The organism is Staphylospora marina (genome assembly GCF_003856495.1).
Classification (GTDB): Bacteria; Bacillota; Bacilli; order Thermoactinomycetales; family Thermoactinomycetaceae; genus Staphylospora; species Staphylospora marina.
On record NZ_CP034118.1, the window covers coordinates 798,123 to 818,725 of the forward strand.

At 57.2% G+C, this 20,603-nt stretch carries 18 protein-coding genes; 15 read left to right on the plus strand and 3 right to left on the minus strand.

The window, feature by feature from the left end; translation table 11 throughout:
* Positions 1-75 precede the first annotated feature (75 nt).
* Positions 76-1,746, plus strand: coding sequence for a glycerol-3-phosphate dehydrogenase/oxidase (locus EG886_RS04065; protein ID WP_124726947.1), 1,671 nt, complete (start codon positions 76-78; stop codon positions 1,744-1,746).
* 108 nt (positions 1,747-1,854) lie between these two features.
* Here the strand turns inward: EG886_RS04065 and EG886_RS13655 are convergent, their stop codons facing one another.
* Positions 1,855-3,693 carry a glycosyltransferase gene (locus EG886_RS13655; RefSeq protein WP_164491642.1) on the minus strand — a complete coding sequence of 613 codons (1,839 nt, stop codon included), beginning with the start codon at positions 3,691-3,693 and terminating at the stop codon, positions 1,855-1,857.
* Between the two features lie 183 nt (positions 3,694-3,876).
* Here EG886_RS13655 and EG886_RS13870 point away from each other — a divergent pair, with 183 nt between their 5' ends.
* The 5 genes from EG886_RS13870 (at position 3,877) to EG886_RS04095 (ending at position 8,882) form a co-directional block, all read left to right on the plus strand.
* Positions 3,877-4,692: a hypothetical protein gene (locus EG886_RS13870; RefSeq protein ID WP_206425340.1), complete on the plus strand. Its 816-nt coding sequence runs from the start codon at positions 3,877-3,879 to the stop codon at positions 4,690-4,692.
* Between the two features lie 309 nt (positions 4,693-5,001).
* On the plus strand, positions 5,002-5,820 hold the full coding sequence (locus EG886_RS04080; protein ID WP_124726948.1) for an ABC transporter ATP-binding protein: 819 nt from the start codon (positions 5,002-5,004) through the stop codon (positions 5,818-5,820).
* Between the two features lie 43 nt (positions 5,821-5,863).
* Positions 5,864-6,796 (plus strand): iron-hydroxamate ABC transporter substrate-binding protein, encoded by a 933-nt coding sequence (locus tag EG886_RS04085; protein WP_241154365.1) that lies wholly within the window; start codon positions 5,864-5,866, stop codon positions 6,794-6,796.
* A 29-nt stretch (positions 6,797-6,825) separates the two neighbouring features.
* Positions 6,826-7,863, plus strand: a complete 1,038-nt coding sequence (locus tag EG886_RS04090) for a FecCD family ABC transporter permease (RefSeq protein WP_124726949.1) — start codon at positions 6,826-6,828, stop codon at positions 7,861-7,863.
* On the plus strand, positions 7,860-8,882 hold the full coding sequence (locus tag EG886_RS04095) for a FecCD family ABC transporter permease (protein ID WP_124726950.1): 1,023 nt from the start codon (positions 7,860-7,862) through the stop codon (positions 8,880-8,882). Before EG886_RS04090 ends, EG886_RS04095 begins: the two co-directional genes overlap by 4 nt.
* 283 nt (positions 8,883-9,165) lie before the next feature.
* Here EG886_RS04095 and EG886_RS04100 read toward each other — a convergent pair whose 3' ends face one another.
* Positions 9,166-9,687, minus strand: coding sequence for a DUF3231 family protein (locus EG886_RS04100; RefSeq protein ID WP_124726951.1), 522 nt, complete (start codon positions 9,685-9,687; stop codon positions 9,166-9,168).
* A gap of 259 nt (positions 9,688-9,946) precedes the next feature.
* On the opposite strand from EG886_RS04100, the gene polA reads away from it, so the two are divergent.
* The 6 genes from polA (at position 9,947) to EG886_RS04130 (ending at position 16,696) form a co-directional block, all read left to right on the plus strand.
* The gene (gene polA / locus EG886_RS04105; protein ID WP_124726952.1) at positions 9,947-12,604 is read left to right on the plus strand and encodes a DNA polymerase I; all 2,658 of its coding nucleotides are present in this window, start codon (positions 9,947-9,949) and stop codon (positions 12,602-12,604) included.
* A 77-nt stretch (positions 12,605-12,681) separates the two neighbouring features.
* Positions 12,682-13,536: a DNA-formamidopyrimidine glycosylase gene (mutM, locus tag EG886_RS04110; RefSeq protein WP_124726953.1), complete on the plus strand. Its 855-nt coding sequence runs from the start codon at positions 12,682-12,684 to the stop codon at positions 13,534-13,536.
* Positions 13,537-13,695: 159 nt separating this feature from the next.
* Positions 13,696-14,346, plus strand: a complete 651-nt coding sequence (ytaF, locus tag EG886_RS04115) for a sporulation membrane protein YtaF (RefSeq protein ID WP_124726954.1) — start codon at positions 13,696-13,698, stop codon at positions 14,344-14,346.
* A 16-nt stretch (positions 14,347-14,362) separates the two neighbouring features.
* Complete coding sequence (gene coaE, locus EG886_RS04120) at positions 14,363-14,965, plus strand: dephospho-CoA kinase (protein ID WP_124726955.1); 603 nt, start codon at positions 14,363-14,365, stop codon at positions 14,963-14,965.
* Positions 14,935-15,555, plus strand: coding sequence for a lytic transglycosylase domain-containing protein (locus tag EG886_RS04125; protein WP_124726956.1), 621 nt, complete (start codon positions 14,935-14,937; stop codon positions 15,553-15,555). Before coaE ends, EG886_RS04125 begins: the two co-directional genes overlap by 31 nt.
* A gap of 118 nt (positions 15,556-15,673) precedes the next feature.
* Positions 15,674-16,696 carry a glyceraldehyde-3-phosphate dehydrogenase gene (locus EG886_RS04130; protein WP_124726957.1) on the plus strand — a complete coding sequence of 341 codons (1,023 nt, stop codon included), beginning with the start codon at positions 15,674-15,676 and terminating at the stop codon, positions 16,694-16,696.
* A gap of 175 nt (positions 16,697-16,871) precedes the next feature.
* On the opposite strand, the gene EG886_RS04135 is transcribed toward EG886_RS04130, so the two are convergent.
* Positions 16,872-17,345, minus strand: a complete 474-nt coding sequence (locus tag EG886_RS04135) for a GyrI-like domain-containing protein (RefSeq protein WP_124726958.1) — start codon at positions 17,343-17,345, stop codon at positions 16,872-16,874.
* A gap of 138 nt (positions 17,346-17,483) precedes the next feature.
* On the opposite strand from EG886_RS04135, the gene EG886_RS04140 reads away from it, so the two are divergent.
* The 3 genes from EG886_RS04140 to EG886_RS04150 all read left to right on the plus strand — a co-directional run bounded on the left by EG886_RS04140 (position 17,484) and on the right by EG886_RS04150 (position 20,579).
* A complete protein-coding gene (locus EG886_RS04140; RefSeq protein ID WP_241154366.1) occupies positions 17,484-18,422 on the plus strand; it encodes a DMT family transporter in 939 nt (312 codons plus the stop codon).
* 161 nt (positions 18,423-18,583) lie between these two features.
* A complete protein-coding gene (gene nrdR, locus EG886_RS04145) occupies positions 18,584-19,075 on the plus strand; it encodes a transcriptional regulator NrdR (RefSeq protein ID WP_124726959.1) in 492 nt (163 codons plus the stop codon).
* Between the two features lie 64 nt (positions 19,076-19,139).
* Positions 19,140-20,579 carry a DnaD domain protein gene (locus EG886_RS04150; protein WP_124726960.1) on the plus strand — a complete coding sequence of 480 codons (1,440 nt, stop codon included), beginning with the start codon at positions 19,140-19,142 and terminating at the stop codon, positions 20,577-20,579.
* Positions 20,580-20,603: the final 24 nt, after the last annotated feature.

The following is a 20,603-nucleotide window of genomic DNA, read 5'->3' on the forward strand; positions in this document are numbered from 1 at the left end:
GGATTCAAGGAGGCGGACACGCGCTTTCTTTTTGGGATCGTTCAGCTTCATTGTCCGACAAGGAGGTTTGTCCGGATGACCGGTCGTCGTTTTTCCGTCTTAAACCGGCGGACGTTCCTTCGGGAAACCGCGTTGGTGGAAACGGATCTCCTGGTGATCGGAGGTGGAATCACCGGAGCGGGCATTGCCCTGGATGCCGTGAGTCGGGGGTTGCGCACCGTGCTTCTGGAAATGCAGGATTTCGCGGCCGGTACTTCCGGCCGCTCCACCAAACTGGTTCACGGCGGGCTGCGCTACCTGAAACAGCTGGATGTCCGGCTGGTGGCGGAGGTGGGAGGAGAACGGGCCATCGTTCACGAAATCGGTCCTCACATCACCCGACCGGAATGGATGTTGCTTCCGATCATCAAAGGGGGCACTTACGGAAAATGGTCCACCTCGCTCGGAATCATGGTGTATGATCGGTTGGCCCGGGTGAGGAAACATGAGCGGAGGATCATGCTCGACCGGGAAGAGGCCCTGCGCCGTGAACCGCTTTTGAGGCAGGAGGGGCTCCGGGGGGCGGCATGTTACGTGGAGTACCGGACGGACGATGCCCGTTTGACGCTGGAGGTGCTGAAAAAAGCCGTTGAGTATGGAGCAAGGGCTTTCAATTACGTGAAAGCGGAAGAGCCGGTGTATGACGGGGAAAGACTGACCGGGGTTCGGGCGGTGGATCTTCTCGATGGCCGCACGTACCTCTTTCGTGCGAAAAAGGTGGTCAACGCCACCGGTCCGTGGGTCGACGAGTGGAGGGAAAAAGACGGTTCCAAACGGGGAAAAACGCTTCGCTGGAGCAAAGGGGTTCACCTGGTGGTGGATCATTCCCGATTTCCGCTGCGCCAGCCCGTCTATTTCGACGTGCCGGACGGACGGATGATCTTTGCGATTCCCCGGGACGGAAAGACGTATTTCGGCACGACAGACACCGAATACCACGGAGATCTTGCCCGGCCGCGAATCACCGCAAGCGATCGGGATTACCTGCTTGACGCGGTTTCGTTCATGTTTCCCGGAGTCCGGCTCACCCCCGAAGACGTGGAATCATCTTGGGCAGGCATACGCCCGCTCATTCACCAGGAAGGCAAATCCCTCTCGGAAATCTCCCGGCGCGATGAAATGTTCCGCTCCCGTTCCGGGCTTATCACCATTGCCGGCGGGAAATTGACCGGCTACCGGAAGATGGCCGAACGGGTGGTGGATCTGGCGGTGCGGGAACTGAGGGGAGAAACCGGGCGCATTTTCGGACCTTGCCGCACACGGCGGATTCCCCTTTCCGGAGGTGACGTGGGCGGGTCGGCCGGATGGCCGGGATTCATGAAGAGGAAAATCCGGGAATTGATGGAGGCCGGTCTGCACGGAGACGATGCCGACCGGTTGGTCCGTCTTTACGGAAGCAATGTCGATGAGGTGGCGAAGAAGGTTCGCGAGTCGGAAGAAGAAGCGAGCGGCTTCGGGATCCCCCCGGTTCTCCTCGGCATGCTTCGCTACGGGGTGGAAGACGAGTCGGTGGCGACTCCGGCCGACTTTTTCGTTCGCAGGACCGGGGCCCTTTACTTCCGGATCCACGAAGTTCGCTTGTGGAAGGAGCCGGTGATCCGGTGGATGAAAGAACGATTCGGATGGACGGAGGAGGAAGAGCGGCACTGGCGGGAAGAACTGGAACGGGAACTGGCAACGGCGACAACCGTGACGGAGTCGGATTGATGTGTCAGGAAAAAAGTCGGCCAACCCGCCGATTGGGTTGGCTGGGAAACATGTGAACTAAGGTCCACTCGCGAAGTTGTTTTTGAGTATCCGCGTCCGGGGTGGAGCTCATTTGGTTTTGTTCAGCCGGGCTTCAAAATATTTTCGGTTGTGCAGCACGCTGGGGCTGTCCGGGCGGTAGCGGGCGGCCATTTCATTGTGATGATACGCCTTCTCGATTTGGCCCAACCGATCGTAGCAAACACAGAGCTGCAGATGGGGGAGATAGTTGTAACAAGCGTGGTTCACCAAGGCCAGTCGGGGCGGTTTGGCTTCCAGTGCCCGTTCATACCAGTAGGCCGCTTGTTCATACTTCCCTTCCCGCATGAACAGGAATCCCAGACGGCAGCAATTTTCCGCCCGCGGCACGTCGTACCGGAACGAACGCAACACGGCTTCCATGCTCTGACGGTGGTTCCCCAACGCTAGATGGCAGTCTGCCATTTTGCCGCATGCGGCGATTTCGTCTTCCACCCATCCCCGGCCGTCGTTCAGGAATTGTTCGTACAATTCGATGGCCCGTTCATGCAACCCGTGATCCAGGCATTCATTGGCGTAGTAAAAGAGATCCCGCGGCGTGAGCTCCCGGCCTTCGGCAACCAGGTTTTCGTAAATGTCCAGATTTCTCCGTGGGTTCCGTGAGCTCCGTTTGACGGGGCGATGTGAAATCGCCACATCGCTGTCGATGATGTGACCGCCCACTTCCAGGACTTCATGAACGGCTCCGGTCCACCGGAACCGCGGAAGACGCTTCACCAAACGGTTTCTGCGGAGGGAATGGGTGGGCTCTCCGCGTTCGTCAAAGGAGAGGTGATATGCCATGGTCACGGCATCCACCCAAGGCATCAACTCTTCACGCAACTTCCGGAATTTTTCCCGGTTATCCCCTTCCAGTACGTCATCCGCATCCAACCAGAGGATATAATCCATGCGGGCTTGATCAAAGGAGAAGTTGCGGGCGGCCGAAAAATCGTTCACCCACGGAAAATCGAAAATCCGGTCGGTGTATTTTGCCGCGATTTCTTTGGTCCGGTCCGTGGATCCCGTGTCCACGATCACGATTTCATCGACCAGGTCGCGGACGCTGTCCAGGCAGCGGCCGAGAACGGCTTCTTCGTTTTTCACGATCATGCACAGACTGACGGTCAGATCCAATTTGCGGGAGAACAGGTGCTCCGGCAGGTCAAATCCCCATTTGCGGGAGGCGATCTGCCGGTTTTCGTTCATGATGGAGTGCATGTTCAGATCGGGGGTGGCGGTGAAGGTGGCATGCCCTTCGTGATGGACGAATGCATCGAGTGCCACAAACAGACGGAACCCCTCTTTGGTCACGCGCAAACAGAGATCATCGTCCTCGTACGTGCCGATCCCGAATCGTTCATCAAACCCTCCGGCTTTTTCCAGCACGGTTCGTTTGGTCAACAGACAAAAACCCGCCAACCGGTACACTTCCCGAACCAATCCTTGGTTGACGCGGGCGTGTTCTTCGGCGAACGCATCCAGCTCCGTTTCAGGGTCCCGGTATGGAACGGGAATTTGCTGAAAATAACCGCTGCAATAATTGCTGACGGGTCCGGCCAACCCGGCGTCCTCATGGTTGTCAAACACACTCTGCAGCCGTCTCAGCCACCCGGGTGTCACCACCGTGTCATTGTTCAGAAACAACACGTATTCACCGGAAGCCGCTTCGATCCCCTGATTGCAGGCCTTGGGGAAACCGAGATTTGTTTCGTTCCGGATGTATCGGACTTCTGAGCGTTGTTTCAGAGATTCCGCGGTTTCGTCCGTGGAGCCGTTGTCGACGATGATCAATTCAAAGGGTTCCGGCGTGCACCGACGGATGCTGTTGATGCATCTGGATGTCAGGTTCCATCGGTTGTGGACGGGAATGATGATGCTGGTTTTCATGGCATGGGCACTCCTCGCGAAAAAATCATGACGATAAAATCAGGCTATGCGTCCCGGGATGAAAGGGTACGTCTGTCACGTGCGAATGTTCGTTCATCTCCATATGATGTTCACGTGACGGGATCATCCGGTCCGATTTGAACCCATGGCCGGTTGGGCTGAAATGGGTAAGGAGGTTGGCAATTGGACAGAATTCAGGCCAGTCAGACGCGAATCAGGATTCTCATTTTGTTGTTGTTCTCGATTCGCGTGTTCCAAGACCGATTGTATCGACGGCTTTTGAGAAGGCTCCGCAGGCAACTTCGAAGAATCCGCGGGGTGACCGGCCCGACGGGACCGACCGGCCCGACAGGACCAACGGGTCCGACGGGAGCCCCCGGTCTGGCAGGGCCGATGGGACCGACCGGCCCGACAGGACCGACCGGCCCGGCGGGTGGACCGCCTGGCCCGACGGGGGATACAGGACCGACGGGACCGACCGGCGAAACGGGACCGACCGGCCCGACGGGAGAGACGGGACCGACGGGTCCGACCGGTGAAACGGGACCGACCGGCCCCACAGGACCTACCGGTGAAGCACCGGTCATGGTGTTTGCACAAGAAACAGCTGCCGTTGATCTCCCGGTAGGAACCGAGGTGACCGTTCTGACGCTTCCAGCGATCACCACGACCGGTACCGAACAGGTCAAACTGGATTCCACGGTGAATCTCGAGGGTGAACGGGATTTGCTGGGGCTCCTCGTGGTTGATCTGGATCTGACGTATTTCATCAGGAGAGACGGAACGCTGATTGTTTCCCAAGATTTCGGATCAGGCAGTTCCGTGTCCAACCTGCTCACGGATGCGTTCAACTATTTCTCCGTATCCTTGTCGTGGGTGGATACGCCTCCGGCCGGAACGCATACCTATACGCTGTCCCTCGCCACCAACAGCGTTCTCGGCTACACCGACATTCGGGCGTTGGTCAGGCATCTGTCCGCGACGGTCTATACGACGTGAAGTCGTGCCACCGGCTGTCTTCATTCGAGGAGAGCCGGCATTTTTTTGTGCATCCGGTTTCCGCGGAGAGCAGTCACACCCAAGGGAGGAGCCGGGCTTGCTCGTTGCAGTGGGTTTTTGAAAAAAGGATGGAAGCACGGAGGGGAATCATTGATTGACAATTTTGATCATTTCTTCAAAGGAAGATGCTATTGACTCCCGCCTTCTCCTCCAATAAAATACATTTGAAACTGAGAATCATTATCACAGATAAGGATGCCGGGAACAGAGCCGGTTCCCCGGCAACCGTGGTGGACCAGGAGGGGAAGCATGTCCAGGCTTTATACCGAGAACCTGACGGTCTCGTACGGGGGCGCGGACATTGTCAAAGGGCTGAACGTCCGCATTCCGGACGGGAAAGTCACGGCGATCATCGGGCCAAACGGCTGCGGCAAATCGACGCTTTTGAAAGCCATGGCCAGGATCCTCGTGGCCAAAGCGGGAGCCGTGTACCTGGACGGGAAGGAAATCGGGAAAGAATCCACCCGGAAAATCGCCCGGAAATTGGCGATCCTGCCCCAGACGATGACCGCGCCGGAAGGGTTGACCGTGGGCGAACTCGTGTCGTACGGCCGATTTCCGCACCAGCGGGGAATGGGCCGGATGAAAGCCGATGACGTGAAATCGGTGGAGTGGGCACTTCAAGTGACGGGCGTGTCCGAATTCCGGAACCGGGAAGTGGATGCGCTTTCCGGAGGACAGCGGCAACGTGTGTGGATTGCCATGGCTCTGGCCCAGGAAACGGAAATCATCTTGCTCGATGAGCCCACGACCTATCTGGATCTCTGTCATCAGCTGGAAGTGCTGGAGTTGCTCAGGCATTTGAACCGGAAAGAAAACAGAACCGTGGTCATGGTGATTCACGACTTGAACCAGGCGGCGCGTTTTGCCGATTATCTGGTGGCGATGAAAGACGGGACCATCGTGAAGGAAGGAACTCCCGAAGAAGTGATGACGCGGGAAGTGTTGCGAAACGTGTTCCACATTGATGTGGAGATCGGGCTGGATCCGAGAACGCGGAAACCCGTGTGCCTCACGTATGATTTGTTGCAGACGCCTTTTGCCTCCCGGGAAGAGGCGCTTGCATGACAAGACGCCGCATCACATTCTTTTTGCATCGGAGGAAACGAGGATGAGGATTTTCAAAAAAGGGTTTTTGCTGAGTTTGGTGGTCATGATTTCCGCTTGGTTGACCGCATGCTCCGGCGGAGAAACGGCGGAGCAGGGGGCCCCCTCGGATTCCGAAACGAGGGTGTACCATTCGGAAAAAGGGGATGTCAAGGTTCCCGCCCAACCGAAACGGGTGGCGGTGTTTGCGACGGCCTACGTCGGGAATCTGCTCAAACTGGGCATCACGCCGATTGCCGTCGATCAATGGGCGACAGGCAGCCAATTTTTCGGCAACAAGCTGGATGGTGCGGAAGTGGTCAGCACCGACAATCTTGAAAAACTGGTGGCTCTCAACCCTGACCTGATCATCGTTTATTCCTATGATCAAAAAGTGGTCGACAAATTGTCGCAAATCGCCCCCACGGTGGCTTTCACCTATGAGAAGTACGACTATTTGCAGCAACACATCGAAATCGGGAAACTGGTGGGCAAAGAGCAGGAAGCCCGGGAGTGGGTGGAGCAGTGGCAGGAAAAAGCAAAAGTGGAACGGGAGAAGGTTCAGAAAGCCCTCGGCTCCGACGCAACGGTCACCGTTCTTGAGCAATTCGGCAAGGATCTCTATGTTTACGGGAAAAACTGGGGACGCGGAACGGAGGTCATCTATCAGGCGCTTGGCCTGAAAGCTCCCAAAAAGCTGGAGGAAGACGTGTTCGGTCAGGGGTGGAAAGCCATTTCGGCCGAAATGATCCCGCAATATGCCGGAGATTACATTTTCGTCGGAAAAAGCGCGGATACCAACAACGCTTTCATGGAAACCAACGTGTGGAAAAACCTGCCGGCCGTCAAAAACAACCGTGTGATCGAATTTGATTCCAAGTCTTTCTATTTCAATGATCCGATCTCCCTCGAAAAAGAGCTTGAGATCATCGTGAAAGAATTGACCAGCCGGAAATGACGGTGCCGGATGAGAAGGAAGAAGTCGCAATGAACAGTGCCATTCCGAAAGAAGCGGGAAAGCATGATGTGTTTTCGCGTCCGGTGATCGGCGGTTCGGTGCTGGTCCTGGGACTGATCGCGCTGTTGGGCATGTTGGCGCTCGCCGTTTCGGTGGGAGCGGCGGACATCGATGTGCGAACGGTGTGGCAGGCGGTGTTCAATCCGGATCCCTCGAAGGAGGCCCATGCCATCATCACGGACATCCGGTTGCCGCGGGAGCTGGGGGCGGCCATCGTCGGAGCGGCCTTTGCGGTGAGTGGGGCGATCATGCAGGGAATCACCCGAAACCCGCTGGCGGATCCCGGTCTCCTGGGGTTGAATGCCGGAGCGACGTTTGCTTTGGCCTGCATGTTTGCATTCCTTCCCGGAGCTTCCTACATGACGATCATGTTTGTTTCCTTCATCGGAGCGGGATTGGGAGCCGGACTGGTTTTCGGTTTGGGCTCCCTCACTCCCGGCGGCATGTCACCGATCCGGATCACCCTCGCGGGTGCGGCGGTGTCTGCTCTTTTGACCGCTTTGGGGGAAGGCATCGCCCTGTATTTCAAGCTCGCGCAGGATCTGGCATTTTGGGTCGCGGGCGGGGTTTCCGGGACCGGGTGGAAGCAGCTTGCGGTGGCGTTTCCGGTGATCGCCGTCGGCATCGTATGGGCCGTGGCATCTTCCAGAGGAATCACCATCCTCAGCTTCGGAGAGGAAGTGGCCAAAGGACTGGGACAGCGGACGTTTCTGACCAAGGCCCTGCTGATGTTGATCGTGTTGGTGTTGGCCGGAGCGGCCGTTTCGATCGTGGGCCCCATCTCGTTCGTGGGATTGATGGTTCCCCATATCGTCCGGATGCTGGTCGGCACGGATTACCGGTGGATCATCCCGTGTTCGGCCGTTTTCGGCGGTTTGTTCATGGTCATGGCCGACACGGTTGCCAGATTGGTCAATGCCCCTTATGAGACACCGGTCGGTGCCGTTGTCTCCATCGTGGGAATTCCGTTCTTCCTGTATTTGGCGCGGAAGGGAGGGAGGGGATGATGGATGTCAGGCCGGAAATCATCCGGAAGACCCGCTGGATCCTTCTGGGGGCCCTCCTGGTTTTGATTGCTTTGTTCGTGACCAGCGTGGCGACCGGCTCCGTCTCACTCTCTCCTTCCCAACTGTGGCGGACCGTTTTGGGGCAGGGAACCATGAAAGAAAATCTGGTTCTGTTTGAATTCCGGCTCCCGCGGATCATGATTTCGATGCTGGCCGGAGCGGGACTGGCGGTTGCCGGCTCCATCCTGCAGAGCGTGACGCGAAATCCTCTGGCGGATCCGGGCATTTTGGGGATCAACGCGGGAGCGGGGCTGTCGGTGGTCTTGTTCGTCATGTTTTTTCGGGCGGATCATTCCCTGTTTCAATTTGGTCTTCCGTTCTTTGCCCTGACGGGAGGATTGGGGGCCGCCCTGTTGATTCATGTGTTTGCCTGGAGAAAAGGCGAGGGAGCCGAACCCAACCGGTTGGTGCTGGTGGGGGTCGGAATCGCCGCGGCACTGAACGGAGCCGTTCTCCTGTTGAGCATCCGGATGGATCCCGAGGACTACGACTTTTTCGCCAATTGGTTGGCCGGCCGGATTTGGGGAGATGATTGGCCGTACGTGGTGGCCCTTCTTCCCTGGATCGTGCTGCTGGTTCCCGTGGTGTTTGCCAAGTCCCGCGTGCTCAACGTGTTGAACCTGCATGAACATGTGTCGGTCGGTTTGGGCGTTCGGGTGAAACGGGAACGGTTCATCCTGATCTTTCTTGCAGTGGCGCTTGCATCTTCTTCGGTTTCGGTCAGCGGGGGGATCCCCTTCGTGGGATTGTTGGCACCGCATATGGCAAGATCGCTGGTCGGGCCGAGGCATCAAGGCTTCCTTCCGTTGGCGGCGGTGTTGGGAGCCATTCTGGTTCTGGCGGCGGACACCACGGGCAGGGTATTGCTCGATCCGAGCGGAATTCCCGCCGGCATCATCGTCACATTGATCGGTGCTCCCTATTTCATGTGGCTGATGGCCCGACAACCGGGACGGTAACCGGTCATTCAAACATCGTGTTTTGTTCATCCCGATGTCGCTTGCTCATCGTTTTTGACAGAGAGCGATTTGCCGGGCGCCGGCACGGAGGCTTTCCGTGACCGGCCTTTTTTCTGTCCGGGAAAAGCCCTTGCGGAACAAGACGGGAATGCCGGGGGTTTTCCGGTGGCCGGATCACTTGGGGGAGACGATAAGGTGGAGTCGTGCGGGGCGGCATTGGATTCGTGACGGCGAACAAAAAACCGGTGACGAACACGGGTCACCGGTTTTTTGTTTTCCGTTTTTACGTGAGCACCTCTTCGCGGGGTTTCACATGCAGCGGCGGCGGAATGATCCAGCCCTTGTCCTTCATGAGGCGGAGCAATCTGGCGCCGTCGGCGATTTTTTCCGCGTTGAATTTGGCGTACATCGCGGCGATGTCTTCACGCAGACATTTCACCATGGCCGCGGTGTCTGCCGAGGATCCGATCGCATGATCGGCGGCCACCATCGTGGCGATTTCCGGATCCGTGAAACGGGCGGCGGGGGGGATCCGTTCCCGGTCCGCCTCGCCGCGCTCCGCCGGAGCGGGAGGCAAGGGGGCGCCGTTTTCCTTCAGGAAATTTTTCAGTTCTTCCACGTGCGGACGGAGACGATTTTCGATGATGTGATGGATGAACTCCCGAAGATCTTCGTCGCCGCAGTGGTTGTAGAACAACTGGTAGCGGGAAATCATCGCTTGCCCCCCGGCCAGGGTCATGAATGCATCGTAAATTTCCCCGTAATGCGCCGGTTCGGCTTTCGGATACCCGCTCAAAATGCCCATGTGCATCCCTCCTAAACGGTTGTCAGTGTCATGTTGCGCGAATCCTCCTCCGCTTATGCAAGCCGAGCGGACATTGTCAAATCGGCATGCTTTTCTCGAACGGAAGGCGGAGAATTGCCTCAAAATCGCCGTGGCTTTGGTGGAAGCAGGAAAATGGGCCATGGTACAATAATCATGTGCGAAAGAAAGTTCGGGATCCTTGCCGCGGAAGGCGGATTCCGCGGGAGCGGCACGTCGTGTTTCGGAAGGTGTGAGGTTCGTGCAAAAGCTGGTATTGATCGACGGAAACAGCATCGCGTATCGGGCGTTTTTCGCCCTTCCGCTTCTCAGCAACGCGAGCGGACTGTACACCAACTCGGTGTACGGATTCACCATGATGCTGATGAAAGTGATCGAAGAGGAAAAACCGACCCACGTTCTCGTGGCATTTGATGAGGGAAAAACCACGTTCCGCCACAGGGAGTACGGAGAATACAAAGGAACGCGCCAGAAAACCCCCGGGGAGTTGTCCGAACAGATCCCCCTGATTCATGAGGTGTTGGATGCGTTCGGCATCCGTCATTTCGGCATGGACGGATACGAAGCCGACGACATCATCGGAACGCTGGCCCATTCACCGGAAACCGAAGGCATGGAAGTGCGAATCGTCAGCGGGGACAAGGATCTTCTGCAACTGGTGAACGATCGTGTCCGCGTGATGCTCACCCGAAAGGGAGTCACCGAGCTCGAAACTTACGACGTTCGCGCGGTGAAAGAGCGATATGGACTGGAACCCCGGCAGATCATCGATTTGAAGGGACTGATGGGGGATCCGTCCGACAACATTCCGGGCATTCCCGGGGTGGGGGAAAAGACGGCGCTCAAGCTGCTTCACCAATTTCCCACCGTGGAAGACGTGGTGGCCAACGCGGATGCCGTGTCCGGCAAAAAACTGCAGGAAAAGATCCGTGAATTCAAAGAGCAGGCCTTGTTCAGCAAGAAGTTGGCGACGATTTTCACGGAAGTGCCGCTTCCTTTCAAGGTGGAAGATCTGAAACTGCCGCCCCTCGATGTGCAGCGGGTGGCCGAGGTGTTCCGAAAGCTGGAGTTCAAGACCCTGATTGACCGGATCGAAAAAGATCGCAAGACGCAGGAACCGCTGCAGACGAACGAACCGCTTCCGGAATTGAAGGTGACGATGATCCGCGGCGAAGAAGAGCGGATTGCGCTTGAAGGACTGTTCGAACGGAAGCGGTTGGCGCTGGTGGTGGAAGCGGACGGAGAGAATTACCATCGGTCCGCCGTGGTCGGCTTGGCGTTGTCCGACGGGGAGCGGCACGCGTTCCTGACCTTGGAGGAGGCGGAAAACTGGCCGGCGTTTCGCCGATGGCTGGAAGATCCGTCCCGGAACAAAGTCGCATTTGACGTCAAACGTGCAAAGCTGCTCCTGGAAAAAGAAGGGCTGAATTCGGAAGGCTGGTCGTTTGATGCCTTGCTGGCCGCCTACTTGCTCAATCCGTCCGAAAGCCGGACGGAACTGTCCGACGTGGTTGCCAAACATCTCGGGGAACGCATTCCTTCCGATGAAGACGTGTACGGCAAAGGCGCCAAAAAATCGATTCCGCAAGGAGAGCCGTTGGCCGCTCATCTGGCCCGCAAGGCGGAAGCTCTTCATCGGCTGGAACCGGTGCTGGCCCGTGAGCTGAAAGAAGCGGGCATGGATGCGTTGATGTTTGACCTGGAGTTTCCGCTGGCGTTCACCTTGGCCCGCATGGAACAAAGGGGTGTCGCCGTGGACCGGGACGGATTGGACGAGCTCGGAGTGGAACTGAAGGAAAATCTGGACCGGCTGGAGCGCGAAATATACGAACTGGCCGGAACGGAATTCAACATCAACTCTCCGAAACAACTGGGGGAAATCCTGTTTGACAAACTGGGACTTCCCGTGCTGAAAAAGACGAAGACCGGCTATTCCACCAGTGCCGATGTGCTGGAGAAACTGGCTCCCCAACATGAAATCGTGGAAAAGATCCTGCATTTCCGCCAGGTGGGCAAACTTCATTCCACCTATGTGGAGGGGCTGCGCAAGGAGATTGCCGGGGACGGCAAAATCCACACCTCATTCAACCAGACCGTGACGGCGACGGGACGCCTTTCCAGCACGGAACCCAACCTGCAGAACATTCCGATTCGACTCGAAGAAGGTCGCAGAATCCGGAAAGTGTTCGTTCCTTCCGAACCGGGCTGGCTCATTCTCGCCGCGGACTATTCGCAGATCGAGCTGCGGGTGCTGGCGCACATTTCCGAAGATGAGAACCTGCGACGCGCGTTCCGTGAGAACCGGGACATTCACACCGCCACGGCGATGGAAGTGTTCGGGGTGTCCGAAGACGAGGTGACCCCGCTCATGCGCCGCCAGGCGAAGGCGGTCAATTTCGGGATCGTGTACGGAATCAGCGGATACGGCCTGGCACAAAACCTGGACATCCCGCAGAAAGAAGCCAAGGAGTTCATTGAGCGGTATTTCGAGACATATCCCGGCGTGAAGCGGTACATGGAAGAAGTGGTCCAAAAGGCCAAGCAGGACGGGTATGTGACCACTTTGCTGGGGCGTCGCCGCTGGTTGCCGATGATTCATTCCCGCAACTACGGAGAACGCAGCTTTGCGGAACGGACGGCGATGAACACTCCGATCCAGGGAACGGCGGCCGACATCATCAAACACGCCATGCTCAGGGTGGAACGGGAAATGCAGGCCCGCAACCTGAAGAGCCGCATGTTGCTTCAGGTGCACGACGAACTGATTTTCGAGGTTCCGGAAGAGGAACTGGAGGAAATGAAACAACTCGTGCGCGATCTGATGGAAGATGCCTTGCCTTTGTCCGTGCCGCTCCGCGTGGACGTCAGCAGCGGCAGAAACTGGTACGAAGCGAAATGAACGCTCCGCAGGTCGCGTGAATCGTGAGACATGAGAAAGCTGCGGGGCTGTGTGCCGGGGGAAAGGAGAGAGAAACCATGCCGGAATTGCCTGAGGTGGAAACCGTCCGGCGGACGCTTCAGCGTCTCGTGGTCGGGAAAACCATTGAAGACGTGGAAGTGCGCCTTCCGCGCATCATTCGGCGGCCCGATCCGGAAGAATTCAAGTTCTGCTTGGCGGGTGCGACCATCGCCGGGGTGGAAAGGAGGGGAAAATTCCTCAAAATCCTCTGTCCGCCGTGGACATTGGTCTCCCATCTCCGAATGGAAGGAAAGTACCGGGTGGCGAACCGGGATGAACCGCTGGAAAAACACACCCATGTCATTTTCCGGTTTACGGACGGCACCGAACTTCGGTATCGGGATGTGCGGCAGTTCGGCACCATGGATTTGTTCCGGGCAGGAGAAGAAGACGGACAGGCCCCTCTTTCGAAGCTGGGCCCCGAACCGTTGTCGGATGCGTTCGACGTGCAGTGGTTTCGCCGGGAGCTGGCCCGGCGGACCACCAAGATCAAGGCTCTCCTCCTGAATCAGGAATTCTTGGCCGGTCTTGGCAATATTTATGTGGACGAGTCACTCTTTGCTGCCGGAATTCATCCGGAACGTTCCGCTTCTTCCCTGACGGTTGACGAAGCCGGGCGGCTCCATGCGGAGATTCGCCGCGTTCTGGCCGAAGCCATTGAAGCGGGAGGCTCATCGGTTCGGTCTTACGTCAACGGAGAAGGAGAAATGGGGTATTTCCAGTTGCGCATCAAAGTTTACGGGCGAAAAGGGGAACCTTGCATGAAATGCGCGACTCCGATCATCCGTACGGTGGTCGCCGGTCGAGGAACCCACTGGTGTCCGGTTTGCCAGCCGAGCGCGCCTGCCTCCTCACCGTCTTCAGTCCGATGATCCGATCAACCTGACCGGGGATTTACGCCACCGTCAGGAGGAGCGTGAAATTCTCCGTCCCTTCGACATTCACCTTTGCCCGCGTCCGCTGCATATGATCAAGGAGTCCGGTTTTCCGACTGTCGGACGATCACCGGGAATCGAAGGGACGTGGGGTGCATGGAACACTTGCTTTCGATGTTGTGGCTGGCGCTGGCGGTCAGTATGGACGGGTTTGGAGTCGGCATGACTTACGGGATCCGCCGCATGCACATCCCGCTTTCTTCCGTCCTGATCATTGCCATGTGCTCCGGGGGGGCCGTGTTTGCGGCGATGAGTTTCGGGAATGTGCTGGAAACCTGGATTCCGCCGGAAACGGCCGTTCGTTTGGGAGCCTGGATCTTTATCGGATTGGGATGCTGGGCGATCGTGCAGGCCACACGGGCCGTGAGAAGAGAAGGTCGGAATCTTCCCCGAGAGGCGCCTTCCGCCCGGATCTGGACGCTTCGAATCCCGTCGCTGGGGTTGGTGATTCACATCCTGAAGGAGCCCATGGCCGCGGATTTGGACGGCTCCGGTTCCATTTCCGGAAAAGAGGCGGTACTGTTGGGGAGTGCATTGGCTCTTGATTCGACGGGCGCGGGAATCGGAGCGGCGTTTGTCGGGGCTCCGGCGCTTCCGGTCGCCATGCTGGTGGCGGCAATGAGCGGTCTCTTCCTGAGAGCGGGGATGAAATGGGGAGGATTGCTTTCGGGCCGGAAATGGGACAAAGCCGTCAACTTGTTGCCGGGCCTCATTTTGCTTCTTTTGGGTTGTGTGAGACTGTTTTGAGGAGAAGATGCGGAAGATGATTCTGGGACTGACGGGAGGCATCGCCACCGGGAAAAGTACCGTTTCCGCCATGTTCCGCGCCCGTGGTGCGGCCGTGGTGGATGCGGACCTGGTCGCAAGGGAAGTGGTGGAACCGGGGAGCGAAGGACTCCGAAAAGTGGTGAACCGGTTCGGAAAAGAGATGTTGGACGAACGGGGGGGCCTGAATCGTCGGGCATTGGGCGATCTGGTCTTCCGCAACCCCGATGCCCGGAAGGATTTGAATCGGATCCTCCATCCCCTGATCATCGGGGAAATGCGAAGCAAGACAACCGCCATTCGCGAGGCGGAGCCCGAAAGGGTGATCATTTGGGATGTTCCGCTGTTGATCGAGGAGAATTTGACACAATTTGTCGAAAAAGTTATTGTGGTATATGTACCCGAAGAGCTTCAAAAAATACGGCTCATGGACAGGAACGGATGGAGTGCGGAAGAAGCCGAGGCGCGAATCCGCGCACAGCTTTCCATCGAGATCAAGAAACAGATGGCTGATTATGTGATCGACAACAGCGGTACACTGTCAGAAACAGAAAGACAGGTTGATCAATTATGGAAATCGCTGAAATCAAGCGGTGGGTAAAGCCCGCCATCGACGCACTTCCACCGAAACGGACGCTTTTTGTCGTTTTCACCGTCATCCTGCTCTTTTTGATGGTTGCCATTCCGCTGTTCAACCGATGGATCTATCCGCTTGAATACGAAGAGTACATACTGGACAGTGCGGAGGCGACCGGGGCGGATCCGTTTCTGGTGATGGCCATCATTCGGGTGGAGACAAAGTTTGACCCGGACAAGCAATCCCGCGCCGGAGCCAAGGGATTGATGCAATTGATGCCGGGTACGGTCGACGAGGCCATCAAATTGGGCAACTTTTCTCCGGCATTCCGGGATTACGTGGATGACCCGGCGATCAATATCCGGATGGGAAGTTGGTACATCGCTCATTTGACCGAACGTTTCAAGGGAAACAAAGTGGCGGTGGTGGCCGCGTACAACGCGGGGCCCACGCGCGTGCAGAAATGGCTGGATTCGGGAGTCTGGGACGGGACGCGGCAAAACGCTTCGCAAATTCCCTACGGGGAAACCCGTCACTATGTCCAACGAGTCTCCTATTTTTATGAAAAATACCGGCAATTGTACAGCGATCTGCTGAAAAAAGAGCAGAAATAAGATGCCCTGTTCCGGAAATGGAGCAGGGTTTTTTCACGCTCGGTTGCAAAATGTGACATACTGATTATAATAGGAAGAGGAGTTCGTATGTAACAATTGAGCGGAAGGAGTTCATCTCATGGCACTGCGCATCGCGATCAACGGTTTCGGCCGCATCGGCCGCATGGTATTCCGCAAGGCCATCCTTGATCCGGAACTTGACGTTGTGGCCGTCAATGCCAGCTATCCCGCCGCAACACTGGCTCATTTGATCAAATATGACACGATTCACGGAACGTTCGACGCCGAAGTCACCGCACAAGAAAACGGTTTCACCGTGAACGGCAAGTTTGTCAAACTGGTGTCCAACCGCAACCCGGAAGAACTTCCGTGGGCGGACTTGAACATCGACGTCGTCGTGGAGGCCACGGGCAAATTCACCGACCGTGAAGGCGCTTCCAAACATCTGAAAGCCGGTGCCAAGAAAGTGGTGATCACCGCTCCGGGCAAGGATGAAGACGCGACGATCGTGATGGGCGTCAACGAAGAAATCTACAACCCGGACGAGCATCATATCGTTTCCAACGCTTCCTGCACCACCAACTGCCTGGCTCCCGTGGTGAAAGTGCTGCACGAAACGTTCGGAATCGAGCACGGTCTGATGACCACCGTTCATGCATACACCAATGACCAGAAAAACCTCGACAATCCCCACAAGGATCTGCGCCGCGCCCGTGCCTGCGCCCAGTCCATCATTCCGACCAAGACGGGTGCCGCCAAGGCGATCGGCATCGTGATTCCGGAACTGAAGGGCAAACTGAACGGTTTCGCTCTCCGCGTTCCGACTCCGAACGTATCCGTGGTGGACCTGGTCGTGGATCTGAAGCGTGCCGTCACCGCGGAAGAAGTGAACGCCGCCCTGAAAAACGCCGCTGAAACCACGATGAAAGGCATTCTCCAGTTCTGTGAGGAGCCGCTGGTTTCTTCCGACTTCAACGGCAGCGAATATTCTTCCGTCGTGGATGCCCTCTCCACGATGGTGATCGGCGATCGTCAGGTGAAAGTGCTCGCCTGGTACGACAACGAGTGGGGGTATTCCTGCCGCGTCGTCGACCTGGTGAAATATGTCGGACAACGCATGCCTCAAGGAGTTACCGCCTGATTTGTGATTTGTCACGTTGCGTCCTTTTTTCATACAAGCATGGCACTTGTTTCGCCGTCCGGGTTGCCCGCCGGGCGGTTTTTTTATGACCGTGCAAGGCGAACTTCATGAAAAAACGGCTTTCGCCGCAGCGATGTCATGCGGCAAAAGCCGTTTGTCCTTCTTCCGGACTTCATCAGGGACGTTTGATCGGGATGAAGATTTCATACATGTTGTCCGGCTCGGCGGGATCATGCGTCACCGGAATGTAGTGGTGATTGTAGATCTCCAGCCCCAGCGTGCTGTGATCCTTGCGAAATCCTTTGCGTTCGATCCATTTCCAGGCTTTCTGGTAGGTGGTGGGCACGTTTCGGATGGGGCCCCGGTGCGTGAAGACGGCGTACGTTTGCGTCGGGACGGTGAGGGCCACCATGCCTGCGGGAATCTGCTCGACGCGGGAGACTTCGACGGCGATGTAGCAGGTGAAATCCGTCACACGGTCATGACACGGGCAGACAAACACTCCGGGATCGGTCTGGTGGGGAATTTCGTTGACCCGCTTGAGGAACACTTCCCACAATTTGTTCAGTTCCCTGGACATGGTATATGGACCGGTCCACGGCAACCCCACCACCTGGAACGATTCTTTTCGGATGATCCGTCCTTGCATAGAACCCTCCCTCGGCGACAGAGAGCTGGAGAGAGTCGCCCGCTTTTTTCCATGAGAGAGTTCTATTCTCCATACCCGGTTTCCTTTAAAATGGATTTGATGAATTGGTTACAATGATCGTCTGAAAGGGTGTGGCGGGTGGTCAATCGGATTCCGCCGCGCATTCGCGGCGTATGGATGGTGATCGTCGGAGCTTCTTTGTGGGGCATTTCCGGGACCGTGGCACAAGTGTTGTTTCAACGGGCCGATGTGGAGGCCGGCTGGCTGGTTTCCATCCGGCTGCTGATTTCGGGCTTGGCATTGGTCGCCATGGCCGCCGCCGGCGGACGGGACGTGTGGGCGCCGTGGAAAACCGGGGGGGAACGGGGTCGCTTCCTGCTGTTCGGCCTGGCGGGGATGCTGGGCGTTCAGTATACGTTTTTCGCGGCGGTGGCGGAAGGAAACGCGGCGACGGCCACGCTGCTCCAGTTTCTCAGCGCTCCGTTCATCACGGTTTTTTTGGCGTTGAGGTGGCGAAGAATGCCGGGAATCAAGGACATGTCTGCATTGGCGCTGGCCATGGTGGGGACCTTTTTCCTGGTGACCAACGGCTCTTTCGGCGGGCTGACCGTGCCGCTGCCCGCCGTGATCTGGGGGCTGTTGTCCGCGATCACCGCCGCGTTCTACACGATGTATCCGGTGGAACTCATCCGCCGCCACGGCTCCACGCTGACGGTCGGATGGGGCATGTTGATCGGAGGATTTTTCTTGTCCCTGATCCGTCCTCCGTGGGGAAGCGCCGCTCCCGACTTGTCCTGGGAAGAGTGGGGGCTGGTTGCCTTCGTCATCGTGTTCGGCACGCTCATTCCCTTTCATCTGTTTTTGGACAGTTTGCGTTACATCACTCCGGACAAAACGGGCATGCTGGGCAGTGCCGAACCGCTCTCCGCCATGCTGGTCTCCATCGTTTGGCTGGGACATCGCCCGGGGTTGTTCGAGCTTGTCGGCGGATTGTGCATCATCGTGACGGTGATCCTGCTTTCGCGGGCGGAAAAGCCCGCCGAAAAACCGGAAACGGCCATACGGCAAGCGGGGTGACGGAGCGTGGACGGAGAAATTATAGAAAAACGGATCGAAGCGGAGTAAAATAAGAAAACAGATTGTGTGAAAGGGAGAAGATGACCACCGGATGCAGACCGCCATCTCCGTGATGGATGTCGTCTGATTCCAAATGCCGGGGCTCGGGGAGGGAGCCAGAGTTGAAATGTCCGTATTGCGGTCGTCTCGGCAGCCGCGTGCTCGATTCCAGACCGGCCAGCGACGGGAGTGCCATCCGCAGACGCAGGGAATGCGAGCACTGCGAGCAGCGTTTCACCACCTTTGAAACCATTGAAGAACAGCCGCTCAGGGTCATCAAGAAAGACAACAGCCGCGAGGAGTTCAGCCGGAAGAAGCTGTTGGACGGGTTGCTCCGGGCTTGTGAGAAAAGACCCGTTCCCACCGAACGCCTGGAGATGTTGGTGGAAGAGATCGAACGCAAACTGCGTCACTGCGGGACAACCGAAGTGCATTCGAAGGAAATCGGGGAAATGGTCATGGAGCGGCTGGTCGAAATCGACGAAGTGGCCTATGTGCGGTTTGCTTCGGTGTACCGTCAGTTCAAGGATATCAACGTGTTTGTCAGTGAGTTGGAAGATTTGTTGAACCGTTCGAGACATGAAATGCAAAAACCCGGGAAAGACAACGACTGATCCCGGGTTTTTCCCTTGAAGAAGATCACAGAACAAACATTTGCCGTGACGAGGAGGGCCGCGGATGGGCATTTTTCGGATGGATGCAGGTTGGCGTTGTCGCATGAACCGTCAGTTGGGCAGTTCGGATTACTATGCGTTGGTTCATTTGTATCAACCCATTGTGGGTGCGTCATCCGTCGCCTTGTACATGACATTGTCCAACCTTCTCCCCCCTCATCGCTCCGGGGTCTCCCCCGTTTACAAACACTCCCATCTGCTCCGGATGGTGTCTCTTTCACATGAAGCCTGGTTGGAAGCGCGCCATGCCCTTGAAGGCGTCGGGCTGTTGAACACATGGGAATTGCGGGATCGGGAGCAGGGGATTTTGTACGAATATGAGGTGATTCCGCCGCTTTTGCCCGAGCGCTTTTTCCAGAGCGACGTGCTGAGCCTGACGTTGTGCAGGCAGGTGGGCAAGGAGCGTTTTTTGCAACTGCGTGAGGAACTGGTGGGAACCGTCGGCCGGAAAAACGCGGAAGACGGCACGGCGGTCAATGTCACCCGCTCGTTTTCCGAGGTGTTCGAAAGCCTCACTCCCCAGGAATTGGCCCGTTCGGCGGAACTCCGGAGAGATGAGCTCGGCATGCTGGAGTGGGAGGGAGACCGCTTCGACCAAGGGAAGTTGCCCGAGTGGGATGATGAAGATTCTCTCGCGCTGGTGCGCATGCGTTTGGGTGGATTGGTGGACGAACAAACCTGGACTCCGGAATTGCTCCGGGAATTGAAAGAGATCCGTTTTCTCTACAGTCTGGATGACTGGGACCTCATCAAGGCCCTTCAGAACCCGTATGTCACCCATGGCGGGCGGATCAACATGGAACGGCTCAGGTCGTTCGTCAAAAATGAATACCGTCTCCGTTTCGGCGGTTCCCCGGTGGTGACCGTCAAGCGTGGAAGCGTCAAGGTCCAGGGGGATGATCAGCCGGCCCCTGCCCGGAAAGACCGGGAAGAAGAGGGTCTCACCGAAGAGGAACGACATTTTCGTCAATTGGCGGAGATGTCTCCGCTGGAATTGCTGTCCCATTACCATCAGGGAAAGCGCATCCCGGACAGCGACGTGAAACTGGTCGAATCGCTGATGCACCAATACGGCCTTCCGGCCGGTGTCATCAACGTGCTGTTGGAATATGTCCTGCTCCGGTATGACTACAAACTGCCACGGAAATTGGTGGAGAAAATTGCCGGACAATGGCAGCGCGCACGGGTTCGGACCATCGAAGAAGCCCTTGAGCTGGCGCGCAAGGAGTCTTGGGACGGACAGAAAAAGGCGACGCAACGGGGGGCCAAAAAGACGGCCGGCGCGGCCCGGGCCGGGAAGCTTCCGGCAAGCCTGAAACATCGCCCGGAACCGGAAGCGGAGGAGGCGGAAGAACCCCCCGTGAAGCAGGCGGAGATCCGTGCCAAGCTGAAACTGATGAACGAACGGTTTGCCCTGCGACGTGAGCGGGAACAACTGCGCTGACGGAAGATCACAGACAGAGAAAAA

Bases quoted from the DNA above. Each gene is read 5' to 3' on its own strand.
- EG886_RS04130 (WP_124726957.1), top strand. From the start codon at position 15,674: ATGGCACTGCGCATCGCGATCAACGGTTTCGGCCGCATCGGCCGCATG.
- EG886_RS04095 (WP_124726950.1), top strand. From the start codon at position 7,860: ATGATGGATGTCAGGCCGGAAATCATCCGGAAGACCCGCTGGATCCTT.
- EG886_RS04085 (WP_241154365.1), top strand. From the start codon at position 5,864: ATGAGGATTTTCAAAAAAGGGTTTTTGCTGAGTTTGGTGGTCATGATT.
- EG886_RS04100 (WP_124726951.1), bottom strand. From the start codon at position 9,687: ATGGGCATTTTGAGCGGGTATCCGAAAGCCGAACCGGCGCATTACGGG.
- EG886_RS13655 (WP_164491642.1), bottom strand. From the start codon at position 3,693: ATGAAAACCAGCATCATCATTCCCGTCCACAACCGATGGAACCTGACA.
- EG886_RS04135 (WP_124726958.1), bottom strand. From the start codon at position 17,345: ATGCAAGGACGGATCATCCGAAAAGAATCGTTCCAGGTGGTGGGGTTG.
- EG886_RS04090 (WP_124726949.1), top strand. From the start codon at position 6,826: ATGAACAGTGCCATTCCGAAAGAAGCGGGAAAGCATGATGTGTTTTCG.
- EG886_RS04080 (WP_124726948.1), top strand. From the start codon at position 5,002: ATGTCCAGGCTTTATACCGAGAACCTGACGGTCTCGTACGGGGGCGCG.
- EG886_RS04150 (WP_124726960.1), top strand. From the start codon at position 19,140: ATGGGCATTTTTCGGATGGATGCAGGTTGGCGTTGTCGCATGAACCGT.
- EG886_RS04065 (WP_124726947.1), top strand. From the start codon at position 76: ATGACCGGTCGTCGTTTTTCCGTCTTAAACCGGCGGACGTTCCTTCGG.
- coaE (WP_124726955.1), top strand. From the start codon at position 14,363: ATGATTCTGGGACTGACGGGAGGCATCGCCACCGGGAAAAGTACCGTT.
- ytaF (WP_124726954.1), top strand. From the start codon at position 13,696: ATGGAACACTTGCTTTCGATGTTGTGGCTGGCGCTGGCGGTCAGTATG.
- mutM (WP_124726953.1), top strand. From the start codon at position 12,682: ATGCCGGAATTGCCTGAGGTGGAAACCGTCCGGCGGACGCTTCAGCGT.
- EG886_RS04125 (WP_124726956.1), top strand. From the start codon at position 14,935: ATGGAAATCGCTGAAATCAAGCGGTGGGTAAAGCCCGCCATCGACGCA.